Raw genomic sequence first — 15,360 nt, 5'->3', positions numbered from 1 at the left:
ACTGAAACGCTGAAAAGTGGAAAAGCTGAAAGCTGAAATTTTGAAAACTGAAAACGGCCCCGGAGTTGCAACCGCAGGTGGACACAGATGGAGGTCAAGAATTCGCGCAGCGTCTGGAGTGCGCGCGATTTATCGCCGCTGTTGGATTTCAGCTCCAACTTGCCGAAATTGATAGACCCGAAAACGACTCCCGACTTTTAACCGCAGATGGGAGACCATGAACGCAGATGGCACTCGAGCCCTCGCGGAGCGTCTGGAGTGCGGGCGATTCATCGCCGCTTTTGGTTTTCAGCATTTCAACTATCAACTCTGAACTCTTAACTCTCAACATTCTTAGCCTGAGCCTCGTCACCTCGTCTCCTACGATTTCAGTATCTCAGCGTTTCAGCGTTTCAGTATTTCAGATGTGCTACTTTCTACTCTCTGCTCTCTGCTTTTGATTTCTCTTCTCATGGACCAAGAATTAGTCATTGAACCCGGACGCGCGGAGCGCAACTACTGGCGCGACCTTTGGCGTTATCGGGAACTGTTCTTTTTCCTCGCGTGGCGCGACATCCTCGTCCGCTACAAACAGACCGTCGTGGGCATTGCGTGGGCGGTGATTCGACCATTCCTCACGATGATTGTTTTCACCATCGTGTTCAGCCGCATCGCCAAGCTGCCGGCGCCCGGCGCTGTGCCCTACGCCCTGCTGGTCATGGCCGGCATGTTGCCCTGGCAATTCTTTTCCACCGCCCTCGGCGAATCCAGCAACAGCCTCGTCGGCAACGCCAATCTCATCTCGAAAATTTATTTCCCGCGCTTGATCATCCCCGCCGGCTCGGTCATCACCAGCTTCGTGGATTTTCTCATCACGTGCGGGCTGATGGCCGTGATGATGGTCTGGTATCAATTCCTGCCCGACTGGCGGCTGTGGCTGCTTCCGGCTTTCATCATCCTGGCTTTTGGGGCTTCATTCGGACTTGGACTTTGGCTTTGCGCGTTGAACGTGGAGTATCGCGACTTCCGTTACATCATTCCCTTCATCGTCCAGTTTGGCCTCTACATCTCGCCCGTGGGTTTCAGCAGCAGCATCGTCCCGGAGAAATGGCGGTTACTCTACGCGCTCAACCCGATGGTCGGTGTGATCGACGGCTTCCGCTGGGCTTTACTGCGCGGCCAATCACCGTTGGATTGGTCCGCCGTCCTGTTGTCCGTGGTCATCGTGGTCCTGCTCACGAGCAGCGGCATCTGGTATTTCCGCAAAATGGAGCGGACGTTTGCGGATGTGATTTGAGGGCGAAAGAGCGAAGTTGGGAGATCGTAGATAGAAGATGGAAGATCGAAGATGCAGAATCCGAACTGCTAACTCCTAACTCCTAGCACACAACCCAATATGAGCATGAGCTTTGAGGATCTCGACGCCCGAAAATCGTTTTTGTTCCGAGGTGGATTCCGCCCGGCCTGCGCTGGCGCGGGAGGCGGCTTGACGCCTCATCCGCGAACCAGCATGTTGTCAACATGAGTGCGGTTGCGCAAACATCGTCAACGGAGTTGGATTCCATGATCATCCGTACGCCGGGGATTCTTGGCGGAAAACCCTGTCTTAGAGGACATCGTATTGGGGTCCATCGGGTCGCGGGTTGGTGGAAATTGGGGTTGACCATCGAGGAGATTGGCGAGCGATTGTCCACGCTCACGCCGGCAGAAATTCATGTCGCGCTGGCCTATTACCATCTGCACCGGGAAGAAATTGAGAAATGCCTTGAGGACGAGCGCGCGGTCTGCCGCAGTCTTGAACGCAAACGGTCAACCGAACCTTAAGCTTGAGCGCGCCAAAGCTTCACTTGGATGAAGATGCGGACGCCCATCCTTGTTGAATGCGCTGCGTCATCGCGGATTGGATGTTTCATCGAGCCGGGAGTTGGCACTGTTGTAATGTTCAGACGAAGAGCAGTTGGCGTGGGCTTTTGAACAGGGGCGTGCCATTTACACTTACAATGCGTCTGATTTCTGTCGTCTCCACTCGGAATTCATGCGGCAAGGACGTCACCACGCGGGCATCATCATTGGCGAACAACAAGTCATTTCCATTGGCGAGGAAATGAGGCGTTTATTGAAAATCGCCGATGCCAGGACCGCTGCCGAAATGGCAGACAACCTCGAATTCTTGAGCAACTGGAGCGGTGCCGCTGTTCTCTGACATGTGACCTACGTCCTCCGACTTCCGTCCTCCGTTTTTTCTGCCGCAATGAGTGAAACGATCATTCAGGTCGAGAATCTGGGCAAGAAGCGCCAGAACAAAAAGCTGAAATGCTGAAAAGCGGAAACGCTGAGAACGGCACCGGAATTTCAACCGCAGATGAAGGAAAATGAACGCAGAGGGTGGATTAAGAACTCGCGCTGCGTTTGGAATGCGCGCGATTTATCGCCGCTGTTGATTCCAGCATTTCAGGCTTACGGCATTTCAGCGTTCTAGCGGATGCGCGCCGAAACCAACCAGGCCAAGCTGGAAGCCTTCATGGCGGCGCTCGGCGCGCGGGTGCGGGGCGCCGGCAGCATCTACCTGACGGGTGGGGCCACCGCCGTGCTGCATGGCTGGCGGGACACGACCATCGACGTTGACTTGATGAAATCGGACCCCGAGCCGCCCGGCCTCTTTGAGGCGCTCGCAACGTTGAAGGAGGAACTGGACATCAATGTGGAACTGGCCAGCCCGGACGATTTTATTCCCGCCTTACCGGGTTGGCGCGAACGCAGCCTGTTCATCGCACGACACGGCTGGCTCGATTTTTTCCATTACGATCCCTACGGGCCAGGCCCTCTCCAAATTACAACGCCGCCACGACCGTGATCTGCAGGACGTTCGCTCCCTGTTGCGCACCCAGCTCATCACCAGGGACCGCCTGCGGGAACTTTTCCTCCTCCAGCCGCAACTGATCCGTTATCCGGCGATCGATCCCGCCACGTTTGCCGCCGCCGTCCGGGAATTCTGCCGGAGTGACGCCCAACCCTGAACCCGCCACCCTGCCATGTCACCGGATGATTTGCTCAAAGGGTTGCCGGGCGAAGCGCTCCTGCGGGCGGGCCTGGCCGACTTTCAGGCCGGACGAACCACCATTGCCGCGTGTCTGGTGGGCATCGCGCGGTCGCGCTTGAGCCGGGCGGGCCTCCTACCGTCGGTCGTCGCCAATCCCTTGCCCGAACCGGAACGGCAACTGTATCGCCTGCTCCGGGAGGAGGGCGGCGACGCCTACTCGCGCGACAACGCGTTGCTGCGGGAGCTGGTCAGTTTTGAGCAGGCCCTTGACCGGCGGAAAAGCCGGAATGTGGAATCGCAGCAGACGAGGCTTTAATCAAAAGCTGAAATGCTAAAACACTGAAATTGTAGGAGACGAGGTGATGAGGCTCTAATCAAAACAGTTGAGAGTTGATGGTTGAGAGTTGAGTGTTGGCCCCGACCTCGGCTATCCGGATTGAGAGTTGAATGTTGAATGTTGAATGTTGAGACTCCGAATCGCTGAAAACGGCTCCAGACTATTAACCGCAGATGGAGGAACATGAACGCAGATGTTGGCCAAGAACTCGCGCCGCGTCTGGAGTGCGCGCGATTTATCGGCGCTTTTCAGTTTTCCGCTTTCCCCATTTCTGTTTTTGCATCTGGCGGGTTTGTTTAAAACGGGAACGGACTTTGATTGCCGACTGCCGAACGCGATGTTTTGGATTCTCACTTTCACGATGGCAGCAAATGCTGACGGCCTGAGCATTTTGTAATTCGCATGGAAACGGATTCATGGACAACGCCGCGTTGCAAACTTATCTGGGGAAATTGGACGGCGCGCTGAAGGGAACGGCGGAGATGTGTGTCTTCGGCAGCGCGGCCTGCATGTTGTTGGGCGAAGAAGGCCGCATCAGCCTCGACGTGGACATCGCCGGTCCCTACAGCAAGGTCGATGAGACCCAGTTTCGCCGCGCCGCCGCGCAGATTGGGCTGCCGGTCAACCCGCCGGCGGATTTTGCCGGGGATCATATTGAATGGATCGGCCCGCTGCGTTTGTGCCTGGCCGATCCCGCGATGGGGGGACGGGTGGTTTTGTGGCAGGGAGAGCATCTGACAGTCTTCACGGTGAGCGCAGCGGATCTGACCGCGAGCAAGTTGATTCGTTACGATCCCACCGACCAGGCGGACATACAGTTCCTGATGATCCACGGACGGCTCGGCATGGAGGCCATCGCGCAGGCGGTTCAAAGATTGCCGGACGCCTTTCGGGCGGATATGATGGTCGTGGAAAACTTGAAGAATCTGCACCGCGATTGCCATCGCTGGCTCAAATGAACGTCCGGGAAAAGTTGCAACTGGCCTATGAACTGGCCTTTCATCCCGCCCGCCTGAATGAAATCTGGAACGGGGTGGAACAGGGAACTGCGCACGACCTCGCGGCTCTGCGGGAGGCGGCCGATTGGGCGGCGGCCTTGCATCAACGATTACCAGAAGCGCCGGACGTATCGGCCCGCGCGCTCAAGCGGTTGGCGGGGTATCAGGCCAATGCGCGGCTGTTTCGCATGGTTACGGCGGTGAACCGGTTGCGGGAAGTCCTGGGCAATCGCTCCGCCGTCCCGCCCGAAGTTCCGGCCTGGATGGTGCGCGATATTGCCTTGCCTCCCTTGGGACCTGCCGGTCGTGTCACGCCATCACGGCCAGGCGAGGTGGAATTCACGGCGCAGCATTGAAGTTCACGCCTGGAGCGGAGGAACGCCGATTTACACAGCAAAAGCTGAAACTGTGAAAAGCTGAAAGCCGGCCCCTGATTTTCAACCGCAGATGGCCGAACATGAACGCAGATCGCAGTCGAAACCTCGCGGAGCGTTTGGAGTGCGCGCGATTCATCGCCGCTTTTGCCTGGCCGCTTGGCGAACGTGTTGAAAGTGCGGAACGCGCTTTATCCCAAATTGACACGGCGAATGGAATCAAACATCTTGTGAATATGAACGTTGTTGCAACTCAAGTTGGAATCGGGAAAATGATTTCCCCATGACTTTTCTTTTGGAGAATCACCGTGAGGGAATTGCCGCCGTATGCGGCCGGCTCGGAGTGGAACGCCTGGACGTGTTTGGCTCCGCCGTGCGCGCGGATTTTGATCCCGCTAAAAGTGATTTGGATTTCGTGGTGCGGTTCGCCGGCCCGCACGGCCGCGGCTATGCGGATCGGTATCTGGCCCTGGCGGAAGCGTTGGAAAAACTCTTCGCGCGGCCGGTGGATTTATTGACGGAGCGTTCCTTGCGCAATCCCATCTTGCAGCGGGTGATTGCAGCGGAGCGGCGCACCCTTTATGGAGGTTGAGACGGCCAAACGACTATTGGATGCGTTGGAAGCCGCGCGGCGCATCCGAAAATTCACCGCCCCCTGGACTTGGCACAATTTTCCGCCAGCGAAATGGTTCGTTCCGCCGTGGAGCGACAATTTGAAATTATTGGCGAAGCGCTGGGCAAGGCGGGCGCGGCGGATTCCAGTTTGGCAGAGAGAATTCCGGAGTTGCCGAGGATTGTGGGCCTGCGCCACCGGCTGATTCACGGCTATGACACCGTGGACGACGAGATCATCTGGGATATTGTGCAAAGCAAAATTCCACCGCTGGCGCAACAGTTGGAGGCGGAGTTGAAAGCAACTGGTTATTCCTTTTGAATCCAAAGGAAACAAGCAAATGTATGATAACCAACGAGCAAGAACTCAAGGCGACACAGGATCGCATCGAGCAGTTTCAACAATGGTTGGTGACGTTGCGACGAACCGCCCGCCCGGAAGAATTCGATGCTGTCGCCGGCGGCTATCGCCTTGAGATTGAACGAATGCAGGCGGAGGTAATGGAGTATCTGCTTCATCCGCCTTTCATTGAGCCGCACCTTCAGTCAGCGTAGCTTGTCCGGTTTGATTCCGCCGATTCCAGTTGTCTGCTGTTTTCCTCCGCCACGTTCGGATGAGTGACATCATCATCTCCGTCGAGAACTTGGGCAAGAAATACCGCATTGCCCATCAGCAGCAGGGACGCGGCTACGTCGCCCTGCGCGATGTCATCGCGGAAAAGGCGAAAAGCCTTTTCAGAAGACGGAAGCCGGAAGCCGGAAGACGGAGTTCTGAAGCCGGAAGACGGAAGTCAGAGGCCAGAGGCCAGCCCGATCCGTCCTCCGTCCTCCGTCCTCCGTCCTCCGAAGACTTCTGGGCACTCAAAAATGTGAGCTTTGAAGTGCGCCAGGGCGAAGTCGTCGGCATCATTGGTCGCAACTGGGCGGGGAAAAGCACGTTGCTCAAAATTCTGAGCCGCATCACGGAGCCGACGGAAGGCCGGGTGAATGTGAGAGGACGCATTGCGTCTTTGTTGGAGGTGGGCACCGGCTTTCACCCGGAACTGACGGGACGCGAGAATATTTTCGGCCTGCTTCCAAATCAGCAAACCGAGGCTCGACACCTGGCGTCCAAAAGCCTATCCTTTTTTCCATGAAAGCGATTTCTGAACTCGCCAAAGATGCTTTGGAACTGCCGTCCGACCAGCGAATCGTGCTGGCGCGAATCCTCTTGGAGCTTTCTGAAGACGACCAGGAATTTTCCCCGCAAGCCGAGGCTGCCTGGGAGGACGAAATCTGCCGCCGGATGAAAGCGGTGGAAACCGGCGCGGCCACGACAAGGTCTTTGGAAGATGTGTTTGCCGATCTCGATCGTCGCTTCCCTTCGTGAACCTGGAAATTCTTCAGGAAGCCGAGGCCAAACTGAATGAAGCGGTGGCACGCTACGAAGCAATCGAACCAGGCCTTGGCATACGTTTGAAAGAGGAAGCACGCAGGACAATGCTTTGGATTCGGGAGCATCCAGAACTACCACGCCTGAGGTCAAAAGGTTACCGACGCGTGAATCTCAAAGTGTTCCGCTATTACATCGCCTACCACATTTGGCTCGATACCATCTGGGTTTTGGCTGTCGCCCACGGCCATCGGCGACCCGAGTATTGGATCGGAAGAAATCGCCCGATACTTTAAGACGATGCCTGCCGCCTGATTCCGCTCTCCACTCTTCTTGCCCCCGCACCCATGAGTGACATCATCATTTCCGTAGAAGGTTTAGGGAAGAAGTATCGTATTCGCCACCAGAGTGGCGAGCGCCAGCGTTACGTCGCGCTCCGCGACGTCATCGCGCAAAAATGCGCCGCTCCCTTTCGCGCTTTGTTCCGTCGCGGCGCACCCTCTCCGCCTCGACCGGGGAGAGGACAGGGTGAGGTGTCGAATTCCTCTCAACCCTCTCTCCGAGCCGTAGTCGCGCTCCACGCTGTAGGCTCCGCGCCGGAAGCCGAGCCGGAGGCAACTATCAACTCTCAACCGTCCTCCGAAGACTTCTGGGCCTTGAAAAATGTGAGCTTTGAAGTGCGCCAGGGCGAAGTGGTGGGGATCATTGGTCGCAACGGGGCAGGTAAAAGCACGTTGCTCAAAATCCTGAGCCGCATCACCGAGCCGACGGAAGGACGGGTGCGGATCAAGGGGCGCGTGGCGAGCGTGTTGGAAGTGGGAACAGGGTTTCATCCGGAACTGACGGGGCGGGAAAACATTTTCCTGAACGGCGCGATTCTGGGAATGCACCGGGCGGAGATCAAAAAGAAGTTCGACGAGATTGTGGCGTTCGCTGAAGTGGAAAAGTTTTTGGACACACCGGTGAAACGTTACAGCAGCGGGATGTATGTGCGGCTGGCATTTGCGGTGGCGGCGCATTTGGCCCGGAAGGCCGCCGCGTTATCCAGTTATCATTGCCCGCGTTGCCGAGCTTGAAAAATAAAACTTACTTTTCATTTGATTTATGGCGCAAGGCATGAGTAGTTGTGGTGTTACTCAGAAGCTAACCGGCGGCAGCAATACTTTGACTTTTCACCAACATTTTTTTCAACCACGCGTTGAAACAAAGGGGGCCGGATCGAGTAAGGACCCGGCCCTTGTTACCGACTGCAGCGGGCTACTTGCCGGCTGCGGTGTCCACGGGCGGAGTGGTCGAACTCTTGCGGGTAAGGCCACTTCGCCTCGCACTTTTCGGGATGTACCCCAAGGCGGCGTAGAGAGGCCCGTCCTCTCCCTCCTCCGGATCACCCTTCACGGCGTTGACCACCAGGTTCGCAAGGTCATTACTGACGATGTCTGACTGATGGCGCGTCGTGCGCGAGTTCGTCGCCTGCGTTTGCAGCGTGGACAGGTCCACGCGGGTGCTCAATGATGGTGCGACTCTGGATTTGAAGTCATCAAGAGTCATGCCGGCAAAAGTCTTCGAAGGTCGAAGTCTTTCCCAGCCATCAATCACCGTCTGCAGCCGTTTGGCGATCCGTTTTGGATTAATCTTCATGCTATTCACCTCCTTTCGGATGTTTGTTTGTTTGTTTGTTTACCGAAATTCCCCAACTTCACCGTGAGGCTGGGGAAAGTGAAAAAACGGTGTTTCAGAAGCGGCGCATCCGCGCGCGCTTTGGACCGGCGTTGCCTCCTTCAAGGCGGATCTTCTGAACACCAAGGCGCATCGCGGAACCTTCCGCCCATCGCAATACCTTGGGTACGATGCTTGAACTTTCCACGTCCTGTTGTGGATGCAACAAATATTTTAAATGTCTTACTCGTTCCGACATAAGGCATTATTGCGCGAAATACGTTGGCCTGGATGGCAACAGGCAGTGCCGGGCACGCGCGCGTCAAGATCGCTTTTGATCCGGCTTGGATCGGCCAATGGTTCATGGTCCCGAGGCGCGATTTCGAAATCATAAACAGGGCTGCTCACCTGATTCCCCTCTGGCTCATCGGACACGCTAAAGCGTGAACTCCAACACCGGATGGGATCGCGCGGACTCGGCGGTTCGCGCTCCGAGGCCGGGGTCAACCCTCTACCCCGATAGCTGAGGCCGGGGTCAACCCTCAACGCTCAACTTTGAACTCTCAACTCTGTCAGCTTTTGCTTAGTGCCTCGTCTCCTACCATGCAAGTTGCTGCAAATCAGCCCTTAGCGAGCGCCATGTCCATGGTTGCCAGATGTCAAAGAGCGTTTGTGCGGCGTCCGGCTGACCGTGCGCCCTCGCGCACACCCTTTGTGACTGCCCGAACAAGAGGCGTGCTCATGTACCCACGCGATGTCAACTCAACCACCGGCCTGGTGGCCGACGGCACAGGGCCTGGCGGGCGCCGCACAGCCCTTGTGCACCGGGACACACGCCGTGTGCCGGGCGGCACAACGCCTGTGCCGACACGGGCGTGGCATGCTCGCAAACGTGCACAAGCGGACGGGCGAAGCGCAGAGATTGCGGATGTCATATTGGAAATACTGAGGACGGTCCCGGAATTCTAACCGCAGATGGGGGAACATGAACGCAGATGGCAGTCGAAACCTCGCGGAGCGTCTGGAGTGCGGTCGATTCATCGCCGCGGTCGAATCTCCGCATTTCAGTTTTTCATTGGCCCGTGAAGTTTGTTCCTACTTCACTGGGCAGCGTTTCAGCATTTTGTTGGGTATCTGCGTCCATCTGCGGTTTAAGATGTTCACTTACCGATCTGGGTTTTCCGCGAGGGCGCGTAAAACGACACGCGGGCCGCGTGCGCTCCCCGGTCTGATTTCAGCCTTTGCCTTCTCATGCCTGCACTGATCACCGAGCCGGGTCGCAAACAATGCAGCCACAGCGAGTCGCATACCACCCCTGGGAGGCTGCATCGTTGCCGTTGGCTGATCCGGCCCGGGTATCTATTCTTAATTGTCGCTTTGTTGTGGATGGTCCGCGCTGACTTCCTGACCTGGTGCGCACAAACATGGATTGTGAATGATAAACTGGAAAAGGCGGACGCGATTGTAGTTCTCGGCGGCGGCTTACAACAGCGTCCCTTCGAGGCGGCCCGGCTTTATCATCTGGGTTTCGCGCCCCGGGTTCTAATTGTAAAGGTCAGACGAAACCCAACGGACACCGTCGGCATAACGAAGGGTGAAACAGAATCAATGACCGAAGTGGTGTTGCGGCAAGGCGTTCCTGCAAATGCAATTTCAGTAATCGGGGAATCGGTTTCCAATACCTCCGACGAATCTCTGGCCGTGGCGCGATGGGCGAAAAGTTCTTCGGCCAAAAGCGTCATCATTCCCACGGATCTGTTTCATTCCCGGCGGGCCAAATGGATTTTTACTAAACGACTCAAAACAACAGCGACGAACGTGCGCGTTGTCGCACTGTCCGCGAGCGAATGCGACTCCCTATCCTGGTGGAAAACAGAAGGCGGTGTGCTCAACTTTCAAAATGAAGTTCTGAAATTCATCTACTACGTTTTGAAATACTAGCGCCGCTCCGCTCCTCTCAGCCCAAGCCCTTTGGAGAAATCAGAACGGTGCCATGAAACCCCGATAGGTCATAGACTTGCGCATTGCAATTTTAACGTCCTGACGATTTCACGTCTGCGACCTCGCGAGAGAACTGGACGCTTTGGGACACGAGGTCGCTTTTTATTCCTGCGTCCTAAAACACATCACTTGCAGGTTCGGATTGCTATCGTCTGAAATATTAAAATTACGTGGGACATTTGATAAAACATCCGCCGTAGAAGTAGCATCTCCTTTAGTTCTTGAAGGCAGTGGGCGGCGTGCTGGGCGAAAGCTGCTGGTCTCCACTCTGCGGCGAATCTCGGCTCGACTGGCCCGCTGTGTTGTCGGCTGCGGTCGGTATTGCCCTCCTCCTTGCGAGCGGAATTTTGCATCCCGGAAGAGCGAAAGGATTTTCACTGATGTTATTTAACTCTTTTGACTTCTTGGTCTTCTTCCCGACCGTAGTGCTCGGCTACTTTTTGTTGCCGCATCGGTTCCAGTGGGCTTGGTTGCTTCTAGCCAGTTGCCTTTTTTACATGGCTTTTATTCCGGCCTACATACTGATTCTCTTCGTAACCATCACTGTGGATTACTTCGCCGGGCTACTGATTGAACCCTCATTGGGTTTCCGGCGAAAAACGTTTCTTGGCGCTAGCATATTTATAAACGTCGGCATGCTGGCCGTCTTCAAGTATTACAATTTTTTCGCAATAAATTGGAACGCGCTATGCCTCTGGTCTCATTTCAACTCTAGTCTTCCGGTCCTGGCGATCATACTGCCCATCGGCTTATCGTTTCACACCTTCCAAGCGATGAGCTACACGATCGAGGTTTACCGTGGCGCTCAAAAGGCCGAAAAACATTTCGGCCGATACGCACTTTATGTAATGTTTTTCCCTCAATTGGTGGCCGGCCCCATCGAACGCCCAGGGCACCTTCTTCGGCAGATTCAGGAAAAGCGGCATTTTACCTGGGACAATCTTTTTTCTGGAGCGGAGCACATACTGTGGGGGCTCTTCAAGAAAGTGGTGGTTGCCGATCGGCTAGCCGGCATGGTTGACACAGTGTACAATTCACCGGAAGGGTGGTCTGGCTTTCCCCTGATGCTGGCTACGGTTCTGTTTGCTGTCCAGATCTACTGCGATTTCTCCGGCTACTCGGAAATTGCCGTCGGCACCGCCAGAATCCTCGGCTTCAATCTTATGGTCAATTTCCGGCAGCCGTACTTTTCGAAAAGCATATCCGAATTCTGGAGGCGTTGGCATATATCGCTGATGAGCTGGTTCAAGGACTACGTTTATATTCCATTGGGCGGAAACCGCGTGCCGGTGCCCCGCTGGTGCCTAAATGTAGCCATCGTTTTCTTGCTGAGCGGCTTTTGGCATGGCGCCCACTGGACATTTGTCATTTGGGGCCTGCTCAACGGCGCCTTTTGCATCAGCGAAATGTTGGCAGCAAAAACGTTCAAGTTTCCCAGACTTCCTTCGGTGCTGAAGGTCTTTCTCACCTTTGGTTTGGTGAATATTACCTGGATATTTTTTCGCGCAAGCTCCCTGCATGATGCGACGTACATCCTGACGCACCTCCTCACCCGGGATGAATCGGGCGCATTTTTTGCCTTGGCCCACCCGGACCCCCACGGCCTACCCAGCACATATTTAGGGCTGGCCCACTGGAAATTTCTTTGTTCAGTCTGCCTCGTACCATTTCTGTTTTTCGCCGAGTGGCTTATCGCAAATGGAGCCGTTGCTAGGCTTAAGCGGGCGCCAGTTTGGGTGTCTTGGCCGGTTTATTATGCCACCGCTTTTGCAATCATAGTATTCGGCGTGTTCGAGACTCACCAGTTCATTTATTTTCAATTCTAAATTCCCTTTGCGCAAATCTCTCAAATCCACCTTTTTCTTTATCGTCCTCTTTCTTTTGGGGATGAGCCTTTTTGTTTATGTGGTGGATTTCGGCGTTAAGCACAGCACGTACTCCCAGACGTGGAAGGTGAACTTGATCGCGGAGCATAAGATTGATCCCGAGATTATTATTTTCGGCTCCTCGGTCGGCGAAGCCGGAATCGACCCTCTGATCTTAAATCGCGAATGCGGCTTGTCTTCTTTTAATTGCTGCATCGATGGAACGCGGTTCTCGCAATACAAAGGGCTAATCGACGAATACAACGCTTACTCGGTCAGCAACAAATGTGTGGTGATGGTTGAAACCTATTTCTCGTTCGAGCCGACGTGCAGTTTGACATCCATAGAGCGGTATGCCGCCCACATTAGAAACCAACGCATATACAATGCCCTGGTGGCTGTGCAGCCGGACCTTGCCTGGAAGTGCCGCTACATTCCCTTTTATAAATTGATCGCGGTGTCTCACGTTTATTATAAGAACGCCGCCATTGGTTGGGCTAACTACCTCAAGGGAGTTGATCTCCTTAACGGCTCAAGTGGGCAGGCCCCTGTTGATCGGGGCTGGGACCCCGATCAGGATGAGCACCTCAAGAGCATGAAATTGTTCCAGGCCGAAGTGAACGATCGGGTACTGCAGAACTACCGTGACGCCATAGTTCGAATCGCCGCTAGCGGGAGGAAGGTGGTTCTGGTCCTGCCACCGTTTTACCAGGAGATGCACAACGTAGTGGACTTCACCCTCATGAGAGAAACCCTCCGGTCCCTTTCGACCAACTCCAATACTCTATTCCTCGACTATTCGGAAAGCCATATTACCACGGAAAAACAAAATTTTTATAACGCGGGTCACCTCAACCGCAAAGGCGCTTCCACTTTCAGTCGAGAGCTCGCCGAGGGCTTGATGAGAAATGGGATTGGTCGTTAAATGAGTGATGATGTTATCATCCGGGTGGAGGGACTTGGAAAAAAATATCGTATCAGCCATCAAGGCGAGCGGCAGCGCTACGTCGCCCTCCGCGATGTCATCGCGGAAAAAGCCGTTTGCTTTTTCAAAAAGCTGAAAAGCGGAAAACCTGACAATCTGAAATCCGGCGACACAACCAAACTCATTTCAGAATTTCAGAATGTCAGCGTTTCAGAATTTAAGGATATTTCAGCGTCTCAGCATTTCAGCGTTTCCCGAACCGAGGAATTTTGGGCACTCCGCGCCATAAATTTCGAGGTTCGCCAGGGCGAAGTGGTGGGGATAATTGGAAGAAACGGGGCGGGGAAATCAACACTGCTGAAAATTCTGAGCCGGATTACCGAGCCGACGGAAGGGCGGGTGAAGGTGAGAGGGCGCATTGCGTCTTTGTTGGAGGTGGGAACGGGGTTTCATCCGGAACTGACTGGGCGCGAAAACATTTTCCTGAACGGCGCAATTCTTGGCATGAGCCGGGTGGAGATCAGGAAGAAGTTCGACGAGATGGTGGCGTTTGCGGAAGTGGAGAAGTTTCTGGACACGCCGGTCAAGCGCTACAGCAGCGGCATGTATGTGCGGCTGGCGTTTGCGGTTGCCGCGCACTTGGAGCCTGAAATCCTTATCGTGGATGAAGTGCTGGCCGTCGGCGACGCGGAGTTCCAGAAAAAATGTCTCGGCAAAATGCAAACTGTGGCGGGAAAAGAGGGAAGGACGGTGCTGTTTGTAAGCCACAATATGCCGATGGTGGAATCTCTTTGTGGACGCATCGTTATGTTGGAATGGGGCCGGCTAAAACAGGAAGGACCGCCAGACCAAATAATTCCGCTCTATCTTCAGCAGGGTGTCGCGAATTCACCGGGTGCTGGTGATCTGCGAACCCATCCCGGACGGCGCAATTCGCGGGAGCCGGCGGTGGTTCGTGTGTGGCTCGAAACCGCCGACCACCGGGGCGTTGACAACGTCGTCATGGGGCAGCCCGTGTATTTTTGTTTTGAGTTCAAGTGTTCATCGCCGGTGGCGTCGCCAATATTCGGATTCGGTATCGAGGACAGCATGGGACGGCGGGTGTTTTCACTGAACAACCTGATGACCGGTAACCGGACGTGCACACCTGAATTCGCGGTTCAAGGGGTCGCACGGCTTTATGTCCCGCAGAACCCGCTCCTGCCGGGATCCTATTTCCTGAGCGTGTCACTGATGGAGGACGTGCATGCGTGGGTTGATTTTGTGGAACAGGCATTGGCTTTCACGGTTGAACCTGCAGACGTTTACGGAACAGGCCGGATTCCGCAGTCGAATCACGGCGCGATTTACATCAACGGCGACATTCTCGTTGAACCCACGCCGTCGAGTTGTCCTCCGATTGTAACTGCTGGGCAGGCCGAATGAGCCTGTGCCAATCCAACAACAACGAAGAATCCAAGTGAAATACTCGTCCACGCAGGAATTCATCGCCACCATTCGTCACGCGCCGTATGTGCCGAAGACCGAGTTTATCCGCAGCCGGGTGGCGGGCAAAAAAGTCCTCGACCTCGGCTGTGTGCAACACTCGCTGGATCGGCTTTTTCAGGCGCCTGAACGTTGGTTACACAACGTCATTCGCGCAAATGCCAGTTCTGTGCTCGGTGTTGACATCCTGGAGAAGGAAGTCGTCCAGCTTAACGGCATGGGTTACAACATGATTGTGGCCGACGCCACGACGATGCGGTTGGAAGAGAAGTTCGATGTCGTGGTTTGTGGTGATCTTATCGAACATCTCCCCAATCCGGGAGCCCTGCTGGAAACGATCGCGTACCATTTGCGTCAAGACGGAATTGGACTGGTGACGACTCCGCATCCCCTCGCGGCCGACCGCTTTTTTAACGTGGCTTTCGACGGCTGGACCGGGATCAACCCTGAACACACGTGCTGGTTCTGCCCGCAGACCATCTACCAATTGGCTGAGCGCTGCGGCATGCATGTGGATGACTTTTGCTGGCTGGAAACCATATTTAAGTCACCCACGAAGAGGTGGTTCTGGGGATTTTTCTGCAATACTATTAGCCGCTGGCTGGTACGCCGCAACCGGATGATGCACCTTGATTTCGGGGTCGTGCTGAGCGCCAAACGAACCGCCGACCACGAATTGCTTTCCGTTCCTAGCACGCGATGACATCCGCCCAACA

20 protein-coding genes and 1 pseudogene are annotated in these 15,360 nt (G+C 55.2%); 20 read left to right on the top strand and 1 reads right to left on the bottom strand.

Going from position 1 to position 15,360, the window contains the following annotated elements:
* The first annotated feature begins 451 nt into the window (after nt 1-451).
* The 15 genes and pseudogenes from HY298_20000 (at nt 452) to HY298_19930 (ending at nt 7,734) form a co-directional block, all read left to right on the top strand.
* On the top strand, nt 452-1,276 hold the full coding sequence (locus HY298_20000) for an ABC transporter permease (GenBank protein ID MBI3852547.1): 825 nt from the start codon (nt 452-454) through the stop codon (nt 1,274-1,276).
* Between the two features lie 266 nt (nt 1,277-1,542).
* A complete protein-coding gene (locus tag HY298_19995) occupies nt 1,543-1,803 on the top strand; it encodes a DUF433 domain-containing protein (protein ID MBI3852546.1) in 261 nt (86 codons plus the stop codon).
* Nucleotides 1,804-1,936: 133 nt separating this feature from the next.
* The gene (locus HY298_19990) at nt 1,937-2,182 is read left to right on the top strand and encodes a hypothetical protein (GenBank protein MBI3852545.1); all 246 of its coding nucleotides are present in this window, start codon (nt 1,937-1,939) and stop codon (nt 2,180-2,182) included.
* Between the two features lie 279 nt (nt 2,183-2,461).
* Nucleotides 2,462-2,833: a hypothetical protein gene (locus HY298_19985; protein ID MBI3852544.1), complete on the top strand. Its 372-nt coding sequence runs from the start codon at nt 2,462-2,464 to the stop codon at nt 2,831-2,833.
* Nucleotides 2,834-3,011: 178 nt separating this feature from the next.
* Nucleotides 3,012-3,335 carry a hypothetical protein gene (locus HY298_19980; protein ID MBI3852543.1) on the top strand — a complete coding sequence of 108 codons (324 nt, stop codon included), beginning with the start codon at nt 3,012-3,014 and terminating at the stop codon, nt 3,333-3,335.
* Between the two features lie 437 nt (nt 3,336-3,772).
* Complete coding sequence (locus HY298_19975) at nt 3,773-4,315, top strand: hypothetical protein (protein ID MBI3852542.1); 543 nt, start codon at nt 3,773-3,775, stop codon at nt 4,313-4,315.
* The gene (locus HY298_19970) at nt 4,312-4,710 is read left to right on the top strand and encodes a hypothetical protein (GenBank protein ID MBI3852541.1); all 399 of its coding nucleotides are present in this window, start codon (nt 4,312-4,314) and stop codon (nt 4,708-4,710) included. Before HY298_19975 ends, HY298_19970 begins: the two co-directional genes overlap by 4 nt.
* A gap of 101 nt (nt 4,711-4,811) precedes the next feature.
* Complete coding sequence (locus HY298_19965; GenBank protein ID MBI3852540.1) at nt 4,812-5,015, top strand: hypothetical protein; 204 nt, start codon at nt 4,812-4,814, stop codon at nt 5,013-5,015.
* Nucleotides 5,012-5,320 (top strand): nucleotidyltransferase domain-containing protein, encoded by a 309-nt coding sequence (locus HY298_19960; protein MBI3852539.1) that lies wholly within the window; start codon nt 5,012-5,014, stop codon nt 5,318-5,320. Before HY298_19965 ends, HY298_19960 begins: the two co-directional genes overlap by 4 nt.
* 93 nt (nt 5,321-5,413) lie before the next feature.
* Nucleotides 5,414-5,662: a DUF86 domain-containing protein gene (locus HY298_19955; protein MBI3852538.1), complete on the top strand. Its 249-nt coding sequence runs from the start codon at nt 5,414-5,416 to the stop codon at nt 5,660-5,662.
* Between the two features lie 23 nt (nt 5,663-5,685).
* Entirely contained in the window at nt 5,686-5,895 is a 210-nt protein-coding gene (locus tag HY298_19950) for a hypothetical protein (GenBank protein ID MBI3852537.1), read from the top strand.
* Between the two features lie 59 nt (nt 5,896-5,954).
* On the top strand, nt 5,955-6,476 hold the full coding sequence (locus HY298_19945) for an ABC transporter ATP-binding protein (protein MBI3852536.1): 522 nt from the start codon (nt 5,955-5,957) through the stop codon (nt 6,474-6,476).
* Complete coding sequence (locus HY298_19940; protein ID MBI3852535.1) at nt 6,473-6,709, top strand: addiction module protein; 237 nt, start codon at nt 6,473-6,475, stop codon at nt 6,707-6,709. Before HY298_19945 ends, HY298_19940 begins: the two co-directional genes overlap by 4 nt.
* Nucleotides 6,706-7,008 carry a type II toxin-antitoxin system RelE/ParE family toxin gene (locus tag HY298_19935; protein ID MBI3852534.1) on the top strand — a complete coding sequence of 101 codons (303 nt, stop codon included), beginning with the start codon at nt 6,706-6,708 and terminating at the stop codon, nt 7,006-7,008. Before HY298_19940 ends, HY298_19935 begins: the two co-directional genes overlap by 4 nt.
* 336 nt (nt 7,009-7,344) lie before the next feature.
* Nucleotides 7,345-7,734 (top strand): annotated as a pseudogene (locus tag HY298_19930) (ABC transporter ATP-binding protein).
* A 235-nt stretch (nt 7,735-7,969) separates the two neighbouring features.
* On the opposite strand, the gene HY298_19925 reads toward HY298_19930, so the two are convergent.
* A complete protein-coding gene (locus HY298_19925) occupies nt 7,970-8,350 on the bottom strand; it encodes a hypothetical protein (GenBank protein ID MBI3852533.1) in 381 nt (126 codons plus the stop codon).
* Between the two features lie 1,449 nt (nt 8,351-9,799).
* On the opposite strand from HY298_19925, the gene HY298_19920 reads away from it, so the two are divergent.
* From HY298_19920 to HY298_19900, 5 genes are all read left to right on the top strand, one after another.
* Complete coding sequence (locus HY298_19920; GenBank protein MBI3852532.1) at nt 9,800-10,309, top strand: YdcF family protein; 510 nt, start codon at nt 9,800-9,802, stop codon at nt 10,307-10,309.
* A gap of 440 nt (nt 10,310-10,749) precedes the next feature.
* On the top strand, nt 10,750-12,195 hold the full coding sequence (locus HY298_19915; GenBank protein MBI3852531.1) for an MBOAT family protein: 1,446 nt from the start codon (nt 10,750-10,752) through the stop codon (nt 12,193-12,195).
* Nucleotides 12,196-12,202: 7 nt separating this feature from the next.
* Nucleotides 12,203-13,159, top strand: coding sequence for a hypothetical protein (locus HY298_19910; protein MBI3852530.1), 957 nt, complete (start codon nt 12,203-12,205; stop codon nt 13,157-13,159).
* On the top strand, nt 13,160-14,584 hold the full coding sequence (locus tag HY298_19905; GenBank protein ID MBI3852529.1) for an ABC transporter ATP-binding protein: 1,425 nt from the start codon (nt 13,160-13,162) through the stop codon (nt 14,582-14,584). It abuts the gene before it with no gap.
* A 34-nt stretch (nt 14,585-14,618) separates the two neighbouring features.
* The gene (locus HY298_19900) at nt 14,619-15,347 is read left to right on the top strand and encodes a methyltransferase domain-containing protein (protein ID MBI3852528.1); all 729 of its coding nucleotides are present in this window, start codon (nt 14,619-14,621) and stop codon (nt 15,345-15,347) included.
* Nucleotides 15,348-15,360 lie beyond the last annotated feature (13 nt).

Source organism: Verrucomicrobiota bacterium (assembly GCA_016200005.1).
Taxonomy (GTDB): domain Bacteria; phylum Verrucomicrobiota; class Verrucomicrobiia; order Limisphaerales; family PALSA-1396; genus PALSA-1396.
The sequence above is the reverse complement of the archived record's forward strand: the minus strand, read 5'-3'. Positions and strand labels throughout refer to the sequence as shown.